Source organism: Micromonospora sp. NBRC 110038, from assembly GCF_020884815.1.
Taxonomy (GTDB): domain Bacteria; phylum Actinomycetota; class Actinomycetes; order Mycobacteriales; family Micromonosporaceae; genus Micromonospora; species Micromonospora haikouensis.
On sequence record NZ_BBOL01000001.1, the window covers coordinates 1729681 to 1750561 of the forward strand.

The 20881-nt window shown below is 73.2% G+C and carries 19 protein-coding genes; 6 read left to right on the forward strand and 13 right to left on the reverse strand.

Going from position 1 to position 20881, the window contains the following annotated elements; translation table 11 throughout:
* Positions 1-84: 84 nt before the first annotated feature.
* On the forward strand, positions 85-1386 hold the full coding sequence (gene rfbH / locus LPU61_RS06790; RefSeq protein WP_043962924.1) for a lipopolysaccharide biosynthesis protein RfbH: 1302 nt from the start codon (positions 85-87) through the stop codon (positions 1384-1386).
* 137 nt (positions 1387-1523) lie between these two features.
* Here rfbH and LPU61_RS06795 read toward each other — a convergent pair whose 3' ends face one another.
* From LPU61_RS06795 to LPU61_RS06805, 3 genes are all read right to left on the reverse strand, one after another.
* Positions 1524-2441 carry a sugar nucleotide-binding protein gene (locus LPU61_RS06795; protein WP_229404435.1) on the reverse strand — a complete coding sequence of 306 codons (918 nt, stop codon included), beginning with the start codon at positions 2439-2441 and terminating at the stop codon, positions 1524-1526.
* Positions 2442-2516: 75 nt separating this feature from the next.
* A complete protein-coding gene (locus tag LPU61_RS06800; protein ID WP_043964383.1) occupies positions 2517-2711 on the reverse strand; it encodes a ferredoxin in 195 nt (64 codons plus the stop codon).
* A gap of 35 nt (positions 2712-2746) precedes the next feature.
* Positions 2747-3985 (reverse strand): cytochrome P450, encoded by a 1239-nt coding sequence (locus LPU61_RS06805; RefSeq protein ID WP_063838566.1) that lies wholly within the window; start codon positions 3983-3985, stop codon positions 2747-2749.
* A 173-nt stretch (positions 3986-4158) separates the two neighbouring features.
* Between LPU61_RS06805 and LPU61_RS06810 the strand changes: the two genes are divergently transcribed.
* Complete coding sequence (locus LPU61_RS06810) at positions 4159-5406, forward strand: cytochrome P450 (RefSeq protein WP_229404436.1); 1248 nt, start codon at positions 4159-4161, stop codon at positions 5404-5406.
* A gap of 81 nt (positions 5407-5487) precedes the next feature.
* On the opposite strand, the gene LPU61_RS06815 is transcribed toward LPU61_RS06810, so the two are convergent.
* Positions 5488-6672 (reverse strand): nucleotide disphospho-sugar-binding domain-containing protein, encoded by a 1185-nt coding sequence (locus LPU61_RS06815; RefSeq protein ID WP_229404437.1) that lies wholly within the window; start codon positions 6670-6672, stop codon positions 5488-5490.
* A gap of 17 nt (positions 6673-6689) precedes the next feature.
* Between LPU61_RS06815 and LPU61_RS06820 the strand changes: the two genes are divergently transcribed.
* Entirely contained in the window at positions 6690-7475 is a 786-nt protein-coding gene (locus LPU61_RS06820) for a hypothetical protein (RefSeq protein WP_229404438.1), read from the forward strand.
* Between the two features lie 71 nt (positions 7476-7546).
* Here LPU61_RS06820 and LPU61_RS06825 read toward each other — a convergent pair whose 3' ends face one another.
* Positions 7547-8503 carry a hypothetical protein gene (locus LPU61_RS06825; RefSeq protein WP_229404439.1) on the reverse strand — a complete coding sequence of 319 codons (957 nt, stop codon included), beginning with the start codon at positions 8501-8503 and terminating at the stop codon, positions 7547-7549.
* A 143-nt stretch (positions 8504-8646) separates the two neighbouring features.
* Between LPU61_RS06825 and LPU61_RS06830 the strand changes: the two genes are divergently transcribed.
* From LPU61_RS06830 to LPU61_RS06840, 3 genes are all read left to right on the forward strand, one after another.
* Positions 8647-11784, forward strand: a complete 3138-nt coding sequence (locus LPU61_RS06830; RefSeq protein WP_229404440.1) for a BTAD domain-containing putative transcriptional regulator — start codon at positions 8647-8649, stop codon at positions 11782-11784.
* Positions 11785-11865: 81 nt separating this feature from the next.
* A complete protein-coding gene (locus LPU61_RS06835) occupies positions 11866-12735 on the forward strand; it encodes an NAD(P)-dependent oxidoreductase (RefSeq protein WP_229404441.1) in 870 nt (289 codons plus the stop codon).
* A 152-nt stretch (positions 12736-12887) separates the two neighbouring features.
* Positions 12888-13259, forward strand: a complete 372-nt coding sequence (locus LPU61_RS06840; RefSeq protein WP_229404442.1) for a UBP-type zinc finger domain-containing protein — start codon at positions 12888-12890, stop codon at positions 13257-13259.
* A gap of 15 nt (positions 13260-13274) precedes the next feature.
* On the opposite strand, the gene LPU61_RS06845 is transcribed toward LPU61_RS06840, so the two are convergent.
* The 8 genes from LPU61_RS06845 to LPU61_RS06880 all read right to left on the reverse strand — a co-directional run bounded on the left by LPU61_RS06845 (position 13275) and on the right by LPU61_RS06880 (position 20873).
* Positions 13275-14000, reverse strand: coding sequence for an alpha/beta fold hydrolase (locus LPU61_RS06845; protein WP_229404443.1), 726 nt, complete (start codon positions 13998-14000; stop codon positions 13275-13277).
* A gap of 135 nt (positions 14001-14135) precedes the next feature.
* The gene (locus tag LPU61_RS31575; protein ID WP_305071883.1) at positions 14136-15080 is read right to left on the reverse strand and encodes a GNAT family N-acetyltransferase; all 945 of its coding nucleotides are present in this window, start codon (positions 15078-15080) and stop codon (positions 14136-14138) included.
* Positions 15077-15916, reverse strand: a complete 840-nt coding sequence (locus tag LPU61_RS06855; protein WP_043962932.1) for a fumarylacetoacetate hydrolase family protein — start codon at positions 15914-15916, stop codon at positions 15077-15079. Before LPU61_RS06855 ends, LPU61_RS31575 begins: the two co-directional genes overlap by 4 nt.
* Positions 15917-15979: 63 nt before the next feature.
* Positions 15980-17059, reverse strand: coding sequence for a hydroxyacid dehydrogenase (locus tag LPU61_RS06860; RefSeq protein ID WP_229404444.1), 1080 nt, complete (start codon positions 17057-17059; stop codon positions 15980-15982).
* Entirely contained in the window at positions 17043-18050 is a 1008-nt protein-coding gene (locus LPU61_RS06865; RefSeq protein WP_229404445.1) for a dihydrodipicolinate synthase family protein, read from the reverse strand. The genes LPU61_RS06860 and LPU61_RS06865 overlap by 17 nt, the downstream gene beginning before the upstream one ends.
* Positions 18051-18052: 2 nt before the next feature.
* Entirely contained in the window at positions 18053-19075 is a 1023-nt protein-coding gene (locus LPU61_RS06870; RefSeq protein WP_229404446.1) for an NAD(P)-dependent oxidoreductase, read from the reverse strand.
* 5 nt (positions 19076-19080) lie between these two features.
* Positions 19081-19974, reverse strand: a complete 894-nt coding sequence (locus LPU61_RS06875) for a carbohydrate ABC transporter permease (protein ID WP_043962935.1) — start codon at positions 19972-19974, stop codon at positions 19081-19083.
* Positions 19971-20873, reverse strand: a complete 903-nt coding sequence (locus tag LPU61_RS06880; protein ID WP_229404447.1) for a carbohydrate ABC transporter permease — start codon at positions 20871-20873, stop codon at positions 19971-19973. The genes LPU61_RS06875 and LPU61_RS06880 overlap by 4 nt, the downstream gene beginning before the upstream one ends.
* Positions 20874-20881: the final 8 nt, after the last annotated feature.

Below are 20881 nucleotides of genomic sequence, written 5' to 3' on the forward strand. Positions count from 1 at the left end.
CCGGTTCCGATGCCCGGTAGACCTGATCAACACCCTCGACTTCCCGGCGACAGCGTCGGAGGACGGCTATGGAGGTACCCATTCATGGGCGAGGACAAGGACGCCATTCTTGAGCTGGTCCGGAAATACCACCGGGACCAGCGCGTCGACGGGTTCGTGCCGGGGACCACCCCGGTCCTCACCTCCGGGGCTGTGCTGGAGGAGAGCGATCGTGTCGCCCTGGTCGAGGCGGCGCTGGAGATGCGGATCGCGGCGGGCCCGAGCGCGCGCCGCTTCGAGCGGGAGTTCTCGCGCTACTTCGGACTCCGCAAGGCGCACCTGACGAACTCCGGGTCGTCGGCGAATCTGCTGGCGCTGAGCGCGCTGACGTCACCGCAGCTCGGAGACGCGCGGCTGCGCCCCGGCGACGAGGTCATCACCGCTGCCGCCGGGTTCCCCACGACCGTCAATCCCGTGCTGCAGAACGGCTTGAAGCCGGTGTTCGTCGACGTCGAGCTGGGGACCTACAACCCGACTCCGGAACGCATCGCCGAGGCGATCGGGCCGCGTACCCGGGCCATCATGACCGCGCACGCCCTCGGCAACCCCTTCGCCGTGGCCGAGGTCGCCGCGCTGGCCCGGGAGCACGACCTGTATCTGATCGAGGACAACTGCGACGCGGTCGGATCGCTGTACCAGGGGCGGCTGACCGGCACCTTCGGGCACTTCGCCACGGTGAGCTTCTACCCGGCGCACCACATCACGTTCGGTGAGGGCGGCTGCGTCCTGACCAACGACCTGGCGCTGGCCCGCCTGGTGGAGTCGATCCGCGACTGGGGACGCGACTGCTGGTGTGAACCCGGCGAGGACGACAGGTGCCTCAAGCGCTTCGACCAGCAACTGGGCTCCCTGCCGCGTGGCTACGACCACAAGTACATCTTCTCGCACGTCGGATACAACCTGAAGAGCACGGACCTGCACGCCTCGATCGGCCTGTCCCAGCTGCAGCGCATCGACGAGTTCGGCGAGGCGCGGCGCCGCAACTGGCGTCTGCTGCGGGACGGGCTCGACGGACTGGACGGCCTGCTGCTGCCGGAACCCACGCCGGGCTCGGACCCGAGCTGGTTCGGCTTCGTGCTGACGGTGCAGCCGGACGCGCCGTACACCCGTCAGGAGCTCGTCGCCTTCCTGGAGGGCCGGCGCATCGCCACCCGCCGGTTCTTCGGCGGCAACCTGACCCGCCATCCCGCGTACGCGGACGTCGAGTACCGGATCGCCGGCGACCTGTCGGTCAGCGACATCATCACCCAGCACACGTTCTGGATCGGGGTGTATCCCGGCATCACCGGCGAGATGATCCAGTACGTGGTCGACTCGATCCACGAGTTCGTGGCCAAGCATCGGTGAGAGCGGGCAGGAAGCGGCGGCGGCATCGTCGTCGCCGCCCTCCGGCCGGCCTCCGGCGTCCCGCCGGCAGCACGTCGGCGCGGGCCGCGCGGGCCGTAGGTCGCACCGACCCGCCGCGCACCGGGCCGAGCTGACGATCAGCCCGGCGGCGGTGCCGCCGCCGTCCCCGCGCCGGCGCTGCTCAGCTGATCCCGCATCGTCTCGAGGGCCGCCTCGATCGGGGAGAACCGGATGCCGAGCACCTGTGCGGCGCGCTCGTTCGAGATGTTGAGGTAGCGGGGATAGGGCCGGCCGGCCGTGCGCGCGTAGTCGGCGTAGTGGCCGGGGGAGACCTGCGAGCTGTCCAGGTCGAAGACGCGGGCCACCAGCACCGCGAGGTCGTAGGGCGACAGGCTGGTGCCGCCCGCGCAGTGGAAGAGCCCCTCCGGGGGCCGCAGCTCGGCGACCCGGTCGATGGCCGCGACGAACTCGTCGACGAAGACCGGACTCACCAGCGTGTCGCAGAACATCGGCGGCGTCCGCCCGGCGGTGAGCCCGCTGATCATCTTCCGGACGATGTCCCCCCTGCGGGCGTACCGTGCCCGGAAGGGGAACGAGGGCCGGAGGATGGAGAACCGGCACCCCGACCCGCGCACCTCGCCCTCGGCCCAGTACTTCGTCCGGCTGTACCAGTCCTGCGGGGCCGGCATGTCCGACTCCCGGTAGGGCTCCTCTTCGGCGCCACTGAAGACGTAGTCGGTGGACACGTGGATGAGGTACTTGTCGTTCTCCCGGCAGGCTTGCGCGAGGTTGCGCGTCCCGTCGACGTTCACCCGGTAGCAGGATCCGCCGCGCTCACCGGTCTGCGCGTGGGCGGCGGCGAGGTCGGTGAACGCGGCGAAGTGGACGACGACCTCGGCCGGCGTCTGCGCGACCGCCCTGCGCACCGCGGCGGCGTCGGTCACGTCGCAGTCCAGCGCCCGCCAGCCGTGCGGCTCGCCCAGTTCCACGGCCCGGTCGCCGACCATCCCGCGCAACCCGGTGCCGGCCCGGGGCCACGCCTTCTCCGTACCCATCGGTCCTCCCGTCACCGCACCGACCCGCGCGCGACCGCGAGGGCGCCGGACGGCCGGCGCCTCCCGCGCCGCACGTCAGGGCTCAAGGGAGAGCGCCCGGGCCGGGCAGAGGGAGACCGCGGTCTCCACCGCCTCCACCGCGTCCGGAGCCGGCCGATCCGTGTTCAGCTGCACCATGCCGTCCTCCTCGCTCTGCCGGAAGACGCGCGGCTCGGTCAGTACGCACTGACCGGCCCCGATGCAGGCGTCCCGCTCGACAACGATGCGCATGTCCCTCGCCTCCGCCTCACGGTCCACCCGACGACTCACCACTGGACGGGCAGCTCGTGGAGGCCGTACGTGTTGGAGTCGAACTTGAACGGCAGCTCCGCCAGGGGCTTCGCCAGCCGCAGGTTGGGCAGCCGGGCGAACAGCGTGGTGAAGACGATCTCCAGCTCGGCGCGGGCCAGGTTCTGCCCGAGGCACTGGTGAATGCCGTAACCGAAGGCCATGTGATGCCGCGTGCCCCGGTGGATGTCCAGCTTGTCGGGATCTTCGAAGATCGTCTCGTCGCGGTTGGCCGAACCGAGGCAGAGCAGCACGCCGTCGTTCGCCCGGATCGTCGCCCCCTCGATCTCGATGTCCTCCTTGGCCACGCGGACCAGGACGTCCGAGATGGTGAAGTATCTGAGCAGCTCCTCGACGGTGCGCCCGATGAGGCTCGGATCGGCCTTCAGCTCGGCCAGGACGTGCGGGTTCTCCAGCAGGCCCGTGGTGCCGAGCGAGATCATGTTCGCGGTCGTCTCGTTGCCGGCGACCAGCAGGAGGTAGGCCATGTGCAGCAGGCCCTGGTGGGTGAAGACCTTCGTCTCGCGGTTGTTGACGATGAGGCGGCCCAGCAGGTCGTCCGTCGGCTCGCGGTCCTTCTCGATGAGCAGGCCGTTGATGAAGATGGCCAGTTCCATCATGGCCGTCCGGCGCTCCTGCGGACTGGTCGTCCTGCCGAGCATCTTGGAGGCACGCACGTGGAAGAACTCGCGGTCGGGCGGGTTCACCCCGAGCAGTTCCGACAGCACCTGGGACGGCACGCTCACCGCCACCGTGCTGACCAGGTCGCTGCCGGGGCCGGCCGCGATCAGCTCGTCCACGCAACCGTCCACGATCTCCTGGATGCGGGGGCGCATCTCCTGGATGCGGCGGACCGTGAACTCGGCTATGACGGAGCGGCGCGGCGCGGAGTGCTCCGGCGGATCGAGCCCGACCAGCGTGTTGACGGGCTCGTGCGGGGTGTCGATGTCCTCCGGGCGCAGCGGCGCCAGCATCGGCAGGTTCGGGTGGGTGTGGTCGGAGCTGATCCGCGGATCGGTGACCAGGGCGCGTACGTGCGCGTAGCTGGTGACCAGCCACGCCTTCTGCCCGCTGGGCAGGGCGACCTGGGTGACCGGGCGCTCCCGGCGCAGCCGCGCGTAGGTCGGCGCGGGATCGAGGGCGTAGCCGCGTGGCATCGGGAAGTCGGGCACGTCGGGAAGGTCGCCGACGTGCGCTGCCGTCGTGGCCTCGGTCATGATCAACTCCTGTTTCGGGACGCTGCGGATCTCCGGCGGGCGCACGATAATTGCATCGAATCACCTCTGCTTGCGGCGATGGTAATCCTATAGATGGCAGCTAAAATGCTGCTAATTTTTGCGTCGGGCTGAACGGTCGGGACAAAAGACCGGATTGTTTGCTAGCTTTGCCGTTGCTGTTGTTCCTTCGTAAGGTTCGGCGAGACCGTGCGCGGTCCGACGTGGGAGGCGCGATGAGTGCCGATGAGCCTGTCCGGATGCCGCCGTTCACCGACGGCGGCGCCGAAATCCTCGAGTGGATGAAGGGAATGCGTGACGACCGGCCGGTCTGGCGCGACGAGCACAACCGTTACTTCGTCTTCCGGTACGCCGACGTCCAAGCGGTGTTCTCCGACCCGGCCCGTTTCTCCTCGAACATCGGCCGGCTCATGCCGGTCTTCGGCGCGGAGAAGCTCAGCGCCAATCTGCCCTGGCAGGATCCGCCCGACCACCGCCGGCTGCGCCAACTGGTCAGTCAGGCATTCACGCCGAAGACGGTCGCCGGGATGCGGCCGCGCATCGGCGAGGTGGTGGGCCAGCTGCTCGCCGACGCGCCCGGCGACGAGTTCGACTTCGTGGAGCAGCTCGCCTACCCGCTGCCGGTCATCGTCATCGCCGAACTGCTCGGCATCTCCCCGGGCGACCGGGCGTTCTTCCGCCGGTGTGCCGATCGCCTGCTCGGCATCGGCGCGGAGAAGGGGGAGTCGGAGCAGAAGGTGGTCGAGGCCATCGCGGAAGCCACCAAGGAGCTCGACGAGTACCTGCTCGCCGAGGTCCGGCAGCGGCGCGCGAAGGGATCCACCGACGACGTCCTCGGCGCCCTGGCCGCCGCCGAGCTCAACGGCGAGCGACTGACCGATCTGCAGGTGGCCACGTTCGCCGCGCTGCTGCTGAACACCGGGCACATCACCACCACGCTGCTGCTGGGCAACACCCTGCTGTGCCTGGACGACAACCCGGACGCCGAGGCCCGGATCAGGGCGGACCGCTCGCTGGTCCCCGCCGCGCTGGAAGAGGTCGTACGCCGTCGGCCGCCGTTTCCCCGGGCCTGCCGGATCGCCACCACCGACGTGGAGATCGCCGGCGAGGTCATCCCGGCCGACGCGTTCGTCATGCCGTCGATCCTCTCGGCCAACCATGACGAGCGGCAATTCGAGAAGCCCGAGCAGTTCGACATCCAGCGCGATCCCAACCGGCATTTCGGGTTCGGTCACGGCATTCATTTCTGCCTCGGCGCCCCGCTGGCCAGACTGGAGACCGAGATCGCGCTGAACCGGCTGATGACCGAATTCACCGATCTGCGGATCAGTGCGGATCCCGTCTTCCACCCGTCGGAGTTCTACGGGGTCAAGGAGATGACGGTGTCCGTCCGGAGGGCCTGAGCAAAGAGAGCGGACGGGTCCGGTGCGTGCGGTGAGAACCGCATTCGCCGGACCCGCCGGTGGCCCCTTTCGCCGAGGTGGTCAGGCCAGCTTCTCCAGCGTGTGCACCAGTTCCACGGGCGATGGCGCTTCGGCGATCTCGTCCTGGATCCGCCGTGCCGCGGCGCGGATCCGCTCGTCGCCGAGCACGGCGTCGACCGCCCGGCCGACGGCCGCCGGGTCGGCGCCGCCCGCGTCCAGGGTGATCCCCGCGCCGCTCTCGCAGAAGGTGGCCGCGTTCGGTGGGCGCTCGACCAGCGGTACGAGCACCTGGGGAACACCGAGAGCGGCGGCGGTGAGGATGGTGTGGGTACCACCCTCGCTGACCACGGCGTCGCAGGTGGGCAGCACCACGTCGGCCGGCACGTCCCCGGCGACGCGGACCGTCTCGGGAAGCGCGCCGAGCCTGTCCCGGTCGATCCCGCTGCCCGTGACGACGACCTCCACGTCCCGGCGGGCCAGCGCGTCGAGGATCCCGGGCAACGCGGGGGACTGCGCCGCGCGGGCCGCGTCACCCGGCTCGCCCCAGCTCAGGCAGACCCGGGGGCGTCCGGCCCGGCCCCAGGCCCACTCCGGCGAGGGGGCCGCCCCGTGGTACGGGATGTGCCGCACCGGGATGCGGGCGTGCGCGTCCGGCACCTGAATGCTGCCCGGCCACGGATCGATGCTGCCGAGCGAGTGGTCGTTGTGGGTGGCCACCCCGAACTCCTCGAACAGTTCACGCAGCCCTTCGGGCCAGTTCGGGCTGTACTCGTCGCCGGTGGTCGGCCCGTGCATCGGGTAGATGGTGCGGTGCATGACGTCCGGGCCCGTGAGGTGGCGCAGCAGGGGGATGCCCAGGGCCGCCGAGACGAGGGGAGCCGCGAAGGCCAGCGAGTCGGCGACGACGATCTGGGGCTGCCAGCGATCGGCGAACCGCACCAGGCCCGGGGCCATCTCGCCGGCCAGGTCCACCATGGGCGCGAACCGTCGGTCCAGCAGCCGGTGCCGCTCGTCGCCGGACGTCCGGGCGAGACCGGCCTGGGTGACGGCGGGGCCGTGCCTCCGCCTGCCCGTGCCGTCCCCGCCGACCTCGACCGGGCTCAGGCCGGTCCGCAGCGTCGTCTCGGTCAGGTGCGGGTGGCCGGCGACGCGCACCTCGTGCCCCGCCGCGCGGCAGGCCCACGCCAGCGGCGTCATGAAGAACAGGTGCGGCGGGCTGGGAAAAGGGATGAACAGGACGCGCACAAGGCTCTCCCCTCGGGATGGTGTACCTCATCGAAGGTGGCCGCGCTAAACGGGGACTGAACCTCGGGCCGCTCCGGCACACGCGGTCGGGCGACCCCGGCCCCGTCCACGGATCGCCGGCGGTCGCCGCCGCGGTCCTGACCCGACCCGTCATCGGGCTGGACCGACGCGCGGGGACGTGGTGGTCGGTGATGCTGGCCGATCGGGATAATCGGCTGGTGCCGAATCTGGACTTCTACGCGGCCGACGATGACTGGGCCGCGGTCGTCGAGTCCGTCTTCGAGCTGGGCCTGTTCCGGGTCTTCGAGTCCGACTCGGAGCCGGGCCGCGAGCTGCGTGAGTTCCGGGTTGCCGCCGACATTGCGACGGCGCCGCAGGGACGACACCTGGAGTTGTTCGTCGTCGGCTCCGGGCCGGAGCCGACGGTCAGTCGGATCGACCTGTCCGCAGATTCGCCGGGAGATCCGACGTTTCGACACTGCTGCGAAGGCTGGGGGCTCGTCCAGCTCTACTACGGCGGACCATTCGGGACGCGGGAGCTGCGCTGGAGCCACACCAACCACAATTCGGCCAAGCGCGCCGCGACGTGGGCGGCGGCCGTGCCGCGCCTGGGCGATCCCGCCGCGTGGGACTGGGCGGCGGTCACCAGCGCCTCCGGCAGACTGAACCGGGTGATCCGCCGGATGGCCGTGAGCCGGATCGGCTCGCACCCCGTGCTGCCGCACGCCGGGCGGTTGATCGCAGACGGCGGCCTGCGACACGAGTACGGCACGGGCGTCCACGCGACCCCGTCCCACGGATAGCCGGGCCCACAACGGCCATCGCGCGACGACGGTGGTCGCCGCGCGATGGCCGCGAGGGGGCGGGTGCGGGATCAGGCCGCGATGGTCTGTAGCTCGGCGAGCCCGCCGCAGGTGGTGCCGCCGAGGTTCTTGAACGAGATCAGGATCTGGCGCTGGGACGATCCGTCGCTGTTGATGCTCTGGCGGTAGATCATGCGGGTGACCTCGAACTGGCAGGTGATGGGCGCGCTGCCCTGCGGTGACGCGCCGACCAGGTAGACCGAGGTGACGGGGTTCGCGTTGAACCAGACCGTGGACCAGGTGGTGCCGGAGGCGATGGTGGCGATGGTGAAGTTGTAGGAGACGGCGGTGGAGCCGAGCCGGATGTCGGTCTGGCAGGCGATGGTCCCCACGTTCTTGACTTCCACGTACAACTGGCGGACCGCGCCCGCTGCGGCCGGCTGCACGAACCAGGTGCGGGTCACCTGGAACTGGCAGGCCGCCGAGCTGGTGGCGCCACTCGGGTTGAGCCCCACCACCCAGTTGGTGTGCCAGGGGATGTTCCACAGGTGCGTCTGGGTGCCACCCGGGCTGACCCCGCCGGTGGAGGTCGCGACCGAGCTGCTCACCGCCGCGAGCTGGACCGTCGCGCCGCAGGCGATCGAGCCGACGTTCTTCAGGGTGAACTGGAACTGCCGCTGGCCGCCCCAGAGCTGGACGTACTGGCTGCTGATCGTCTCGAACTGGCACATGGACGAGGTGGTGGCGCCGACCGGGTTGTAACCGACCACGTAGGCGGCGTCGGCCGGGGCGTTGGTCCAGGTCCAGCCCTGCGTGCCGCCCGCCGCGACCGTCCCGGTGAACCACGTCGCGGCGGTGCCGAACCCGCCCTTCGCGGCGGCGCCGAGCTCGCCCGAGGCCGTCGCGGCGGCCCGTGCGTCCCGCATCGACGGCTGCGACGACGAGTCGGCCTGTGCGACGCCGGCTGCGGCGATGACCAGGCCGAGTGCCGCCGCGGCGACCACGACGGCGCGGATTCTTCCTCCCATTGAAACTCCTTTACCGATTGATCCGGGTCATCCGCCCGGCCTTTCCATCGAGATTGCGCGGGCCGCCTTGCCATCGGCTAGCCGTCCGATAGCCACCCCGGCTTCGACGAATAAGATGTGATCGATCTGTTGAGGGGGGCTGCATGAGATGGCGCCTGCTCGGTCCGGTCGAGGCCGTGGTGCGGGGCGAGCGGCTGCCGTTGGGTCGGCCCCAACAGCGCGCCGTGCTGGCCTATCTGCTGCTGAATGCGAATGTGCTGGTGTCGGCGGAACAGGTGGCCGAGGCGCTGTGGGGCGGGGCGTTGCCCGCGCGGGCGCGCGCGCAGGTCCAGGTGTGCGTCTCCCGCCTGCGGCAACTGACCCGCGCGGCCGACCTGCCGGAAATGATCTTCTCGGAATCCGGCGGGTACCGTCTCGATCTCGACGGTGACGACCTAGACACGCGGGTCTTCTCCGGCCTCGTCGCGGATGCGCGCCGGCACGCCGATGCCGGCGAGCACGAGCCGGCCGCCGGCCTGTTGCGCCAGGCGCTGGCGTTGTGGCGCGGCCCGGCGCTCGCGGGCGCGTCCGCGGTCTTCGTGCCGGGGGCCGCCGCCAGCCTGCACGACAGGCGGCTCGCCGCGTCCGAGGACCTGTTCGACGCCGAGTTCGCACTCGGCCGGCACGCCGAGGCGGTGGCGCCGCTGCGCAGAATGGTGGCCGCCGACCCGTGGCACGAGGGCCTCGTCGTACGGCTGATGACGGCCCTGGCGGGGGCGGGGCACCAGGCCGAGGCGCTGCGGGTGTTCGAGCGGGCCCGCCGCCGGCTCGCCGACGAGCTGGGCGTCGAGCCGGGCGGGCGGCTCGCGGAGACCCACCTGCGGCTGCTGCGGCAGCAGGTCCCGCCGACCGGGCCCGCGCCCGCCCCGACCGGACCTGCGCCCGCCGCCCGGGACGCCGGACCGGGCCTGCGCCCGGCGCAACTGCCCGCCGGCCTGTCGACCTTCACCGGCCGCGTCGACGCGCTCGCCGAACTGGACGCGATGCTGGACCGGGCCCGGCGGAGCGCCGCCCTGGCGGTCGTCGCGATCATCGGCACCGCCGGGGTCGGCAAGACGGCGCTGGCAGTCCGGTGGGCGCACCGCGTGCGGCCCCTGTTCGACGGCGGGCAGCTCTTTCTCGACCTGCGCGGCTACTCGCCCGGGGAGCCGCTCACGCCGCTGGACGCGGTGTCGCGCTGCCTCCGCGCGCTCGGCGTGCCGCCCGCGCAGGTCCCCGACGACATCGACGAGGCCGCGAACCTCTACCGGAGCGTGGTCGCGGACCGGCGGATGCTGTTCGTGCTCGACAACGCCCGGGACACCGCGCACGTCCGGCCGCTGCTACCCGGCGGCGCCGGCTGCCTGGTGATCGTGACCAGCCGGGGCCGCCTCGGCGGGCTGGCCACCCGGCACGACGCGCAGCGGTTGTCGCTGGACGTGCTCGCGCCCCCGGAGGCCACGGAGCTGCTGGCCCGCGTCATCGGCGCGGACCGGATCACCGGGCAGGAGGCCGCGCTCGCGGAGCTGGCCCGGGACTGCGCCCGCCTTCCGCTGGCGCTGCGCATCGCCGCGGCGGACCTGCAGACCCGTCCGCACGAGACGATCAGCGACTACCTGACCCGGCTCCGCGCCGGCGACCCGCTGACCATGCTGGCCGTACGCGAGGACGAGCAGATCGCGGTGCGGTCGGCGTTCGCCGCCTCCTACCGGACCCTGCCGCCGCGACTGCAGCGGCTCTTCCGGCTGTTCGGCCTCGTGCCCGGCGCCGACGTGACAGCCGAGTCGGCCGCCGCGAGGATGGGCTGTCCGACCGCGGAGGCGGCCGGGATGCTCGCCAGCCTCGCCGACGCGCACCTGGTGCACGAGCGGACGCCGGGTCGCTTCGGCACCCACGACCTGCTCGGCCGTTACGTCGTCGAGCTCGCGGCACTCGACGACGACCGGCGGACGTTGGCCGACCTGCTCTCCTGGTACCTGTTCAGCGTGCACTCCGCGGCCGACCGGTTGTGCCCGCAGGTGCTCCGCGTGCCCCTGCAACTGCCCGTCCCCGCCCGTCCCCTGCGGTTCACCAGCCACGTCGACGCTCTCGCCTGGCTCGACTCGGAACGCCACAACCTCGTCGCCGCGACCCGGCACGCGACCCGCCGGGGACTGCACGCGTACGCCTGGGCGCTGGCGGACGCGCTGCGGGGATACCTGTGGCTGGGCATGCACACCGCGGAATGGTCCGAGGTCGCCCGGCTCGGCCTCACCGCGGCCCAGGCTGCGCGCCACGAGCAGGCCGAGGCGGCGGCCCGACTGAGCCTGGCGGCCCTGAACTGGCGTCTCGAACGGTTCCCGGAGGCGACCGACGACTACCGGCTGGCGCTGCGCTCGGCGAACCGGTCGGGATGGCACGACGGGCAGGCGGCGGCGCTGGGCAACCTGGGCCCGGTCTTCCGGATGACCGGCCAGCCGCGCGAAGCCCTGCGGGTCATGGAACAGGCGCTGGAGCTGAACCGCCGCACCCGCCGCACGGCTGGCGTCGCCGTCAACCACAACAACCTCGGACTGGTCTGCGCCGACCTCGGGCGGCTCAGCGAAGCCGCGAACCACCACCACGCGGCGCTCACCCTGGCAGACCAGAACAGGTCGGTGTGCAGCCGCGCGCTCATCCTGAACAACCTGGGTGCGGTCTACCACCTTCTCGGTCGCCTCGACGAGGCGGCGCGGACGTTGACCACCGCGTTGGAGTTGCACGAGCAGACGGGCAGCCGGGGCCGGGCCACCGCACTGTGCGCGCTGGCGCGGGTGCACCACGACCGCGGCGACGACGCGCATGCCTCGGCGCTCGCCCGTCAGGCGCTCGACATGGCGCGCGAGCCGGCCGAACCCCGGCTCGAAGCGGTCGCACTCCACGTCCTGGGCCTCGTCGACGGGAAGGTCGGCCTCCTGGTGGACGCGCTGACGCACGCGCGCGCGTCCGCGGACCGCTACATCGAGGCCGACATCATCGTCAGCCTCGCCGAGCTCGACGAGTCCGCGGCGCTGTCCTGGTGCCGTGCGGCGCTCTCCGTCGCGCGGCAGTGCGGCTACCGGCTCCTCGAAGGCCGGGCGCTCGCCGCCCGCGCCGCAGCCGCGTACCGGGCCGGCGACCGGGCCACCGCCTGGCACAGCGCGCGGCTCGCCGCGCAGTCCCACGCCGCGACCGGACACCAGCCGGGCGCCGATCGGATCGAGAAGCTGCTCGCCGTTCTCTCCCCGGTCCCCTCGCCCGGCTAGCCGTACCAGGAGGGCCCGGACCCACCCTGCGGGTCGCGCCGGCGCGACCGACGGGGACCGGCCGTACGCAAGGATGGGTCCATGACCGAGGAGTTGACCGTCAGCGTGCTGGGCACAGGCATCATGGGCGCCGCCATGGCCCGCAATCTCGTCGGGGCGGGACATGCCGTGCGCGTGTGGAACCGGTCCCCGCAGAAGGCGGCGGGGACCGGCGCGACCGTGGCGGAGTCGCCGGCCGACGCCGTCCGCGACGCCGACGTGATCATCACGATGCTGTACGACGGCGGCACGGTGCGCGACGTGATCGGGCAGGCCGCGCCGGGGCTGAAGGCGGGCGCGCTCTGGCTGCAGACGACCACCGCGAGCCTGGGCGACGTGGCCGCGCTCGCCGCGACAGCCGCCGAGCACTCGGTGGCCTTCTACGACGCGCCGGTGCTCGGCACCCGGCAGCCGGCCGAGGCCGGCCAGTTGACCGTGCTCGCCGCCGGGCCGCACGCCGGCCGGGAGCGGCTCGCCCCGGTGCTCGACGCGATCGCGGCCCGGGTGGTGTGGCTGGGCGACGACGGCGCGCGGGGCGACGGCACCCGGTTGAAGCTGGTGGCGAACAGTTGGGTGCTCACGGTGACGCACGGCGCGGCGGAGATGCTCGCGTTGGCCGGGGCGCTCGGCGTCGACCCGGACCGCTTCTTCGAGGTGATCGGGGGCGGCCCGCTCGACATGGGCTACCTGCACGCCAAGGCCGACCTCGTGCGGCAGGGCCGGCTGTCGCCGGCGAGCTTCGCGGTGGAGACCGCCGAGAAGGACGCCCGGCTGATCGTCGCGGCGGGCGAGGACCACGGCGTACGCCTCGACGTCGTGGCCGCCGGCGCGGAACGGTTCCGGCGCGCGGCCGCGCAGGGACACGGCGGGAAGGACATGGGGGCGTCCTACTACGCCAGCTTTACCCCCTGACCCGGAACCGCCCCGCGCGGCGGCGCGGGCGGGGCGTGGGCCCGGTGGGTGCGGGTGACGGTCGTGGGTGTCAGACTGCGGGCCGGGATCACGTGGCAGGGCGCCGGCGGGCCGGTCCGGCCGGCCGGCCGCGAGTCGAGAGGGAGCGTGTCGTGGACGAGCAGCCCGAGCCGCCAGCCATGGTCGCGGCGATCGATCCGGCGGTGCCGCCGAGCGGCCCGGGTTGCGTCGAGTGCGCGTCCTCCGGCGGGTGGTGGTTCCACCTGCGCCGCTGCGCGGCCTGCGGTCACGTCGGCTGCTGTGACTCCTCGCCGAGTCAGCACGCGACCGCGCATGCGGCCGCGACGGGGCACCCGGTCGTGCGGAGCTTCGAGCCGGGTGAGTCGTGGTTCTGGGACTACTCCGAGGACCAGTTCCATGCCGAGGGGCCGGAGTTGGCCGGGCCGCAGTCGCGTCCGCTCGACCAGCCCGCCCCCGGCCCCGCCGGCCGGGTGCCGCAGGACTGGCAGCGCCACCTGCACTGACCCCGCCGCCGACGATCACGTCGATGCGGCGGCGGCACGGATGAGGTCGACGAGGGCGGCTGCCTCCGGGATGGCCACGGTGTGTGAGCCGCCGGGCAACTCCACCGTCTGCCGGGAGCCCGCCCGCTCGGCCATGAACCGGTGGGCCGCGACCGGGATGTTGAGGTCCTCGCTGCCGAACAGGAACCAGGACGGCAGCGACTGCCAGGCGGGCTCGCCGGAGGGCTCGTTGAGGGCGGCCTCGGTGATCGGCCGCTGGGTCACCGCCATCACGGCGGCCCGCTGCGCCGGCGAGTCGGCGGCGAACTGGTGGTGATAGCGGTCCTGCCGGATGTAGAGGTCCGTGCCGCCGTCGGGAAGCGGGACGGCGGCCAGCGTCTCGCCCAGGGAACTGCCGGGGAACCGCCCCGCCAGGTCGGCGGCGCTCTCACCGGACGCGGGGGCGAACGCCCCGACGTAGACCAGGGCGGTGACGTCCGCGGCCCCCGCCGGCACGTTGGAGATCACCATCCCGCCGTACGAGTGCCCGACGAGGACGACGGGCCCGTCGATGCCGGTGAGCACGGCGCGCAGGTGGTCGGCGTCGTGCCGGACGCCGCGCAGCGGATTGGCCACGGCCACCGCCGGGTAGCCGCCGTCGAGCAGTTCGGCGATCACGCCGTCCCAGCTCGCCGATTCGGCGAAGGCGCCGTGGACGAGGACGACCGTCGGCCTGCCGGGCTGTGCGGTGGTGATGGACATCGCCGGGTACCTCCGAATAGTGGCTCGAACGTCAACCCCATCCTCGGGCCACCGGCGCACCGCGTCGTACGTCCACCGGCCGGCTCACCCGGCAGAGACCGTCGGGCGGCGGCGGGGGCCGGGTGCGGTGTGCCGTCACAGGTAGTCGGCCGGCCAGTGGAACGCCCCGGGCGCCGCCGTGATCGCGGCGAGGTGATCGGGTGTCGCGTGGATCGGCCGGACCATCCCGGTGGTGTCGGCCTCGACCACCGGGGCGGCCAGCAGGCACGGCAGCGCGGCGTCGATCGCCGGGTCGGCGGGCAGCCGGGCCACGCAGTGCCGTACGTCGCGCGCGGCGGCGGCGCGGGCGACGGCGCGGAACAGGGCGGGCAGGGCGTCCGGCCGGTCGGGCAGGGCGGCGGTCTCGACCACCCGGACGCGCCCGGGAGCCCAGTGCGCGGCCAGGTAGCCCGCCACCCGGCCCCGGTGGCGGGCCACCAGCAGTTCGGTGGGCGGGGAATACCAGACCGGCACCCGGAGCCGCCAGTCGTCGGCGGCGCGCACGGTGCTCAGCGGCCGGTCGGCGTTGAACGCCGCGTGCACCGGGGCCAGCTCCGCCCAGTCCACCCCGGGTTCCGCCCGCACCGTCCAGCCCGCCGGTGGGGCCGTGGCCGTGGCTGCCGCCGGCCGCCCGGTCGGGTAGCGCAGGGTGAACGGCCGGTAGCCGCTGGACGCGTACACGCCGGGTGTGCCGGTGAACAGCAGCGACCAGGCGCAGCCGTCCGCGGCCATCGCCGTGACGGCCAGGTCGAGCAGGCGGCGGACGTGCCCGCGCCCCCGCGCCCGGACCCGGGTGGCCACGTTGGCGACGCCGCCGACCAGGTCGACGCCGCCGGTGGCGTCCCGGATCCGGCGGGGCAGGTAGTAGACGGCGGCGACGACCGTCCCGGCCTGCACCGCCACGAAGGTACGCGGAAGGCGGCCGGGGTCGCCGGACCACAGCCGGACGACGTGCGCGTCGTCGAACGCCTCCGCCCAGGTGGCGTGCAGCGACGGCACGTCCGCCGCGGTGGCCGGACGGTACGCGACCGGGGCGGTCACGCCGGCGCGAGCGCGGTGCGCTGCCGGCCCAGCCCGTCGATCTCCATCTCCATCACGTCACCGGCCGCCAGGTAGGGGAACCGGCCGGAGAGCGCCACCCCCTGCGGGGTGCCGGTGTTGACCAGGTCGCCGGGTTCGAGCACGGTGAACTGGGACAGGTGCCAGATCAGGTACGCCACGTCGAAGATCATGTCGGCGGTGCGGGAGTCCTGCCGTGGTGCGCCGTTGACCCACGAGCGCAGCCGCAGCGCCTGCGGGTCGGCCACCTCGTCCGGGGTGACCAGCCAGGGGCCGAGCGGGTTGAAGGTCTCGCACGACTTGCCCTTGGCCCACTGGCCCCCGGGGTCGGCGAACTGGTAGTCCCGCTCCGAGACGTCGTTGGCGACGGCGTACCCGGCCACGTGGGCCAGCGCGTCGGCGGGGGAGTCGAGGTAGCGGGCCGGCCTGCCGATCACCACGGCCAGTTCGACCTCCCAGTCGGTCCTGGTCGAGCCGCGCGGGATCAGCACCCGGTCGTACGGGCCGACGACGGTGTTCGGCGACTTGTGGAACAGGATCGGCCGCTCGGGTGGGGCGACGCCGGACTCGGCGGCGTGCGCGGCGTAGTTCTGCCCGATGCAGAGCACCGCCCCGGGCCGGGCGATCGGCGCGCCGACCCGCTCCCCGGTCACGTCGAGACGCGGCAGGGGGCCGGCCGCCCGCACGCGCGCCACGGGGTCCCCGGCGAGGAACGCCGCGTCGATGTCGGCGGTGACCCCGCTCAGGTCGAAGTGGTCGGTGCCGTCGAACAGCACCGGCCGTTCGGCGCCGACCGGGCCGATCCGCATGAACTTCATGGTGTCCTCTCCAGATGGTGCGGTGGGCCCCTCGACGGGCCCCGGTGGGGGTGGCCGCGCCGGTCAGCCCGTCCGGGCGAGCAGCTCGGGCGTGACCGCGTGGGCGAGGGGCCGCCCGCTGGCGTACCGGACGATCTCGTCGACGACGATCTCGCCCTGCCGCCGGCGGCCCTGCATGGTGCCGGCGGCCTGGTGCGGGGTGAGCAGCACGTTGGGCAGCGCCCGGAGGGGATGGCCGGTGGGCAGTGGCTCCTCGTCGAAGACGTCCAGCGCGGCGTCGATCCGGCCGCGGGTCAGCTCCGCGACGAGCGCCGCCTCGTCGACCAGCCAGGACCGGGCGGTGTTGACCAGCCCGGCGCCGTCGGGCAGCAGCGCCAGTTCGCGGGCGCCGAGCAGGTGCCGGGTCTCCGGCAGGGTCGGCGCGTGCAGCGCGACGATGCGGCTGCCGGCGAGCAACTCGTCCAGGCCGACCAGCCGGGCGCCGAGCCGGGCGGCGTCCGCCGGGGTCAGGGTCGGGTCGCAGACGCTGACCTCCGCGCCGAGGGCACGGACCAGTTCCAGGTACGCCCGCCCGGTGCGGGACGCGCCGACGACGCCGATCGGGCAGCCGAGGATCTCGTGCCGGGGCGGCGCCTGCTCCGCCCGGTGCCACTCGGTGCCCGCGTGCAGGGCGTGGTCGAAGCGGGGCGTCTGGTGCAGCAGGGCCAGGGTGAACGTGAGGGCGACCTCGGCCACCGACCGGGCCATGCCCTGCCCGGCCTGGGTGACCGTGACGCCACGGGCGAACAGCTCGGCGGTCACGAACGGCTTGACCGACGCGCCGGTGTGCGCGACCAGCCGCAGCGCCGGGGCCCGGTCGAGCAGGGCCGCGTCGAGCCGTGGCACACCCCAGGAGGTGACCAGCACCTCGGCCCGGGCCAGCACCGACGCCAGGTCGACGCCGGTGAGCGCCGCGTGGTCGTCGACGAGGGTGGCGTCGGTGGTCGCGGCCAGCCGGTCGCCGACCCGGTCGGGGAAGAACTGGGCCCGCAGCGCGGCGGACACGCTGACCACGGTGACCGGGCGGCGCGCGCCGGTGGGCGGGGTCACCGGTGGGCCGCCCGCCGGCCCGGCTCCCGTCGGCGGCTCACCGGAGCCAGCCATCGCGGTGCTCCGCGACGAAGTCGTCGTCGGTCAGCCACGGGTAGGCGGCGCTCACCCGGGTCAGCTCCTCCGCCTGGCCGGGCGACAGCCCCTCGGCCGGGTCGAGGCACCACACCCCGTCGAGCAGCCCCTGCCGGCGCAGCACCTCGTGCACCCCGGCGATGCAGCCGTGGAAGCCGTTCGCGGCGTCGAACACCGCCGCGTTCGCGTCGGTGACCGCCGCGCTCCGGGCGGTCAGCTCCGCCAGCGCCGCCGCGTCGCCGTCCCGGGCCGCCCGGGTCCGCGCGAACAGCCCGACGGCGGCGCGGGTCCACACCGCCCACTGGCCGAGCAGCCCGCCGACGAACCGGCGGCCGGCGAACTCGCCGAGCAGGTCGCCGACGATGTGGTCGTCGTTGCCGGTGTACAGGGCCACCTCCGCGCCCCGGTCGGCGGCGGCGATCCCGCGCACCGCCTCCAGGGTCCGGTACCGGTCGAACGGGGCCAGCTTCACCGCGACCACCGACGGCAGGTCGGCGAACGCCCGCCAGAACGCCGGGGACAGGCGCGGCCCGCCGATGGCCGGTTGGAGGTAGAAGCCGACGACCGGCAGCACCTCGCCGACCGCCCGGGCCCGCCGGAGCAGGTACGCCTCGTCGGCGCCCGGCACGACGGGGGACAGCAGCACGGCGTGGTAGCCGAGACCGGCGGCGAGTTCGGCCTCGGCGACGGCCTGGGCGGTGTCACCGCACGCCCCGGCGACCTTCACCACGGGCCGCCCGGCCTCGGCGTCGACGGTCTCGGCGGCCAGGGCGAGCACCGGCCGCAGCAGGCCGGCCTGCCGGATCGTGAACTGGGTGGTGTGCACGCCGACGGCGAGGCCACCGGCCCCGGCGGCCAGGTAGTAGCGGGTCAGCGCGCGCTGCCGCCGCTCGTCGAGGCGGCGGCCGGCGGTCAGCGCGAGCGGGTGCGCGGGGATGACGGTCCCCGCGCGCAGCAGGTCCAGGGACACGGTCAGAACCTCCCGTCGCGGACGGCGAACTTGGTGGGCTTGCCCGAGGTGGGCAGGCCGGCGGCCAGCCAGTCGGCCTGCCAGTCGATCAGGGTGCCCAGCGCGACGTCCGGGTAGCCGAACAGCGCGTGGCAGCGGGTGGCGTCGTTGAGCAGCGCGGTCGACGCCTCCTCGCCGGTGTAGCCGACCGGCCGGCCGAGGCGCTCGCCCATCCGGGCGGCGATCCGGCGCACCGGGGCGGTCTCCGGGCCGGTCAGGTTCAGGGTGAACACGTCGGTGCTGGCGTGCCCGAGCGAGCGCAGCGCCACCTCGTTGGCATAGCCCTGCCAGACCACGTTGACGTGGCCGGTGGTGACGTCGACCGGCTCCCCGGCGAGCACCGCGTGGCCGATGTCGGCGAGCACGCCGTAGCGCAGGTCGACCGCGTAGTTGAGCCGCAGCACCGCGACCGGGGTGCCCCGGGTGGCGGCGGCGTGCGCGAACACCTGCTCGCGGCCGAGGCAGCTCATCGCGTAGTCGCCGAGCGGCCCGGTCGGGTCGGTTTCCACGCAGCCGCCGGTGCCCACCGGCACCATCGGGTAGACGTTGCCGGTGGAGAAGGCGGCGATCCGGGCCGCCGGGTAACGCCGGGCCACCGCCGCGGGCAGCACCGCGTTGACCACCCAGGCCAGGTAGGGGGCGCTGGCGGTGCCGAACTTCGCGCCCACCATGAACACCACGTCGGCGGCGTCGGGCAGCCCGGCCAGGTCGCCGTCGCCGAGCAGGTCGAACGCGACCGGCTCCACCCCGTCGGCGGCCAGCGCGGCGGCGCTCTCCCGGTCCGACCAGCGCGACACGGCGTACACCCGGTCGCCGGTGCGGCCGGCGGCGTCGAGCCCCCGGCGGGCCAGCCGGCACAGCGACGGACCCATCTTGCCCCCGGCGCCGAGGACCACCAGGTCGCCGGTGCCGCCGGCCAGGTCGGCGACGAGCGCCGCCGAGGGCCGGGCGAGCCGCTCCTCCAACTCGGACTGACTGTTGAACACTGCACTCATCCCTTGATTCCGGACATCGTGACGCCCTCGGTGAAGTACCGCTGGCCCACGAGGTAGGCGGCGAAGATCGGCACGAACGCGACGACCGAGCCGGCGAGCATGACGTTGAGCGGCACCTGCTCCTTCTGCAGGGAGGCGATGCCGACGGTGAGGGTGCGCATGTCCCCGCTCTGCCCGATGATCAGCGGCCAGAGCAGGTCGTTCCAGTGCCACAGGAAGACGAACACGCCGAGGGTGGCCAGGATCGGCTTGCACAGCGGCAGCACGATCCGCACGAACATCCGCCACTCGGACGCGCCGTCGATCTTCGCCGCCTCGAAGAGCTCGTCGGGCAGGCCCTGGATGAACTGCCGCATCAGGAACACCGCCTGCGCGTTCGCCAGGGTGGGCAGGATCAGCCCCCAGTACGTGTCGACCCCGCCGACCTTGGCGATGAGGATGAAGGTGGGGATGAGGGTGACGTGGTACGGCACCATGACCATCGCCAGGAACGACCAGAACATGGTCTCCCGGCCGGGGAAGCGCTTCTTCGCGAACGCGTACCCGGCCATGGCGGCCAGCAGCAGCACCGCGACGACGCTGACCACCGAGTAGATGGTGGTGTTCAGCAGCCAGCGCAGGATGTCCCGCGAGTCGAGCACCGTCGCGTACGCGTCGAACTCGATCGGCCAGGGCAGCAGGCTGCCGGGGAACTCGACGGCGGCGGCGGGCTTGAGGCTCAGCACCACCATCGCGTAGAACGGGAACAACGTGACCACGCTGGCCACGGCCAGCAGCACGTAGCGCAGCACGACGCCGCCGGGGCCGGGTTGCAGCGCCCGGTACGAGCGCCGCCGGCGGCGCGGCGGGGGCACCGGGGTCGGCGCGGGGGCGGTGGTCGTGGCGGTCACTTGTCCCTCCCGAGGGTCAGCCGCTGGATCAGCGCGACGACCAGCGTCATCACGAACAGGGCCACCCCGATCGCGCTGGCGTAGCCGAGGTCGAAATACTTGAAGCCCTGGTCGTACAGGGCCATGACGAGGGTGTAGCTGGCGCGGGCGGGGCCCCCGCCGGTCATCGCGTACACCAGGTCGAAGACCTGGAACGAGGCGGTCGTCTCGATCACCAGCAGGAAGAACAGCACCGGCTTGAGCTGGGGCAGCACGATCCAGCGGAACCGCTGCCACGGGCCGGCGCCGTCGGTGAGCGCCGCCTCCTCCTGCTCGCGGGGCAGGTCCTGGAGGCGGGCCAGCACGATCAGCATGCCGTACCCGAAGTGCGACCAGACGCCGACCAGGGCGAGCGCCGGTAGCACCAGCGTGCTGGAGGCCAGCCAGGAGTCGTCGGGCAGGCCGACCCAGCCGAGGATCCGCGACCACGGGCCGTCGGAGGAGAACACCCAGGAGAAGATGGTGGCGACCAGCACCAGGCTGGTGACCACCGGCAGGAAGAACACCGACCGGAACAGGCCGACGCCACGGAAGCCGCGCCGGACCAGCAGCGCCAGCCCGACCGACGCGGCGACGGTCAGCGGCACGTACAGCACGGTGTAGCCGGCGGTGACCCGCAGCGCCTGCCAGAAGACGGGGTCGTCGGCCAGCCGCCGGGCGTTCTCCAGCCCGGTCCACTCGGCGTCGCCGCCGATCGTGTAGTCCATGAAGCCGAGCACCAGGCCGGCGATCGCCGGGCCGAAGCGGAACGCCAGGAACAGCAGGAACGCGGGGAGGACGAAGAGCAGACCCCATCGTGCCTCGCGCCGGGCGATCACCCGCCGGGCTCTGCGGGCCGGCAGCTGAGCAGGTACGGCCATCTCGCCAT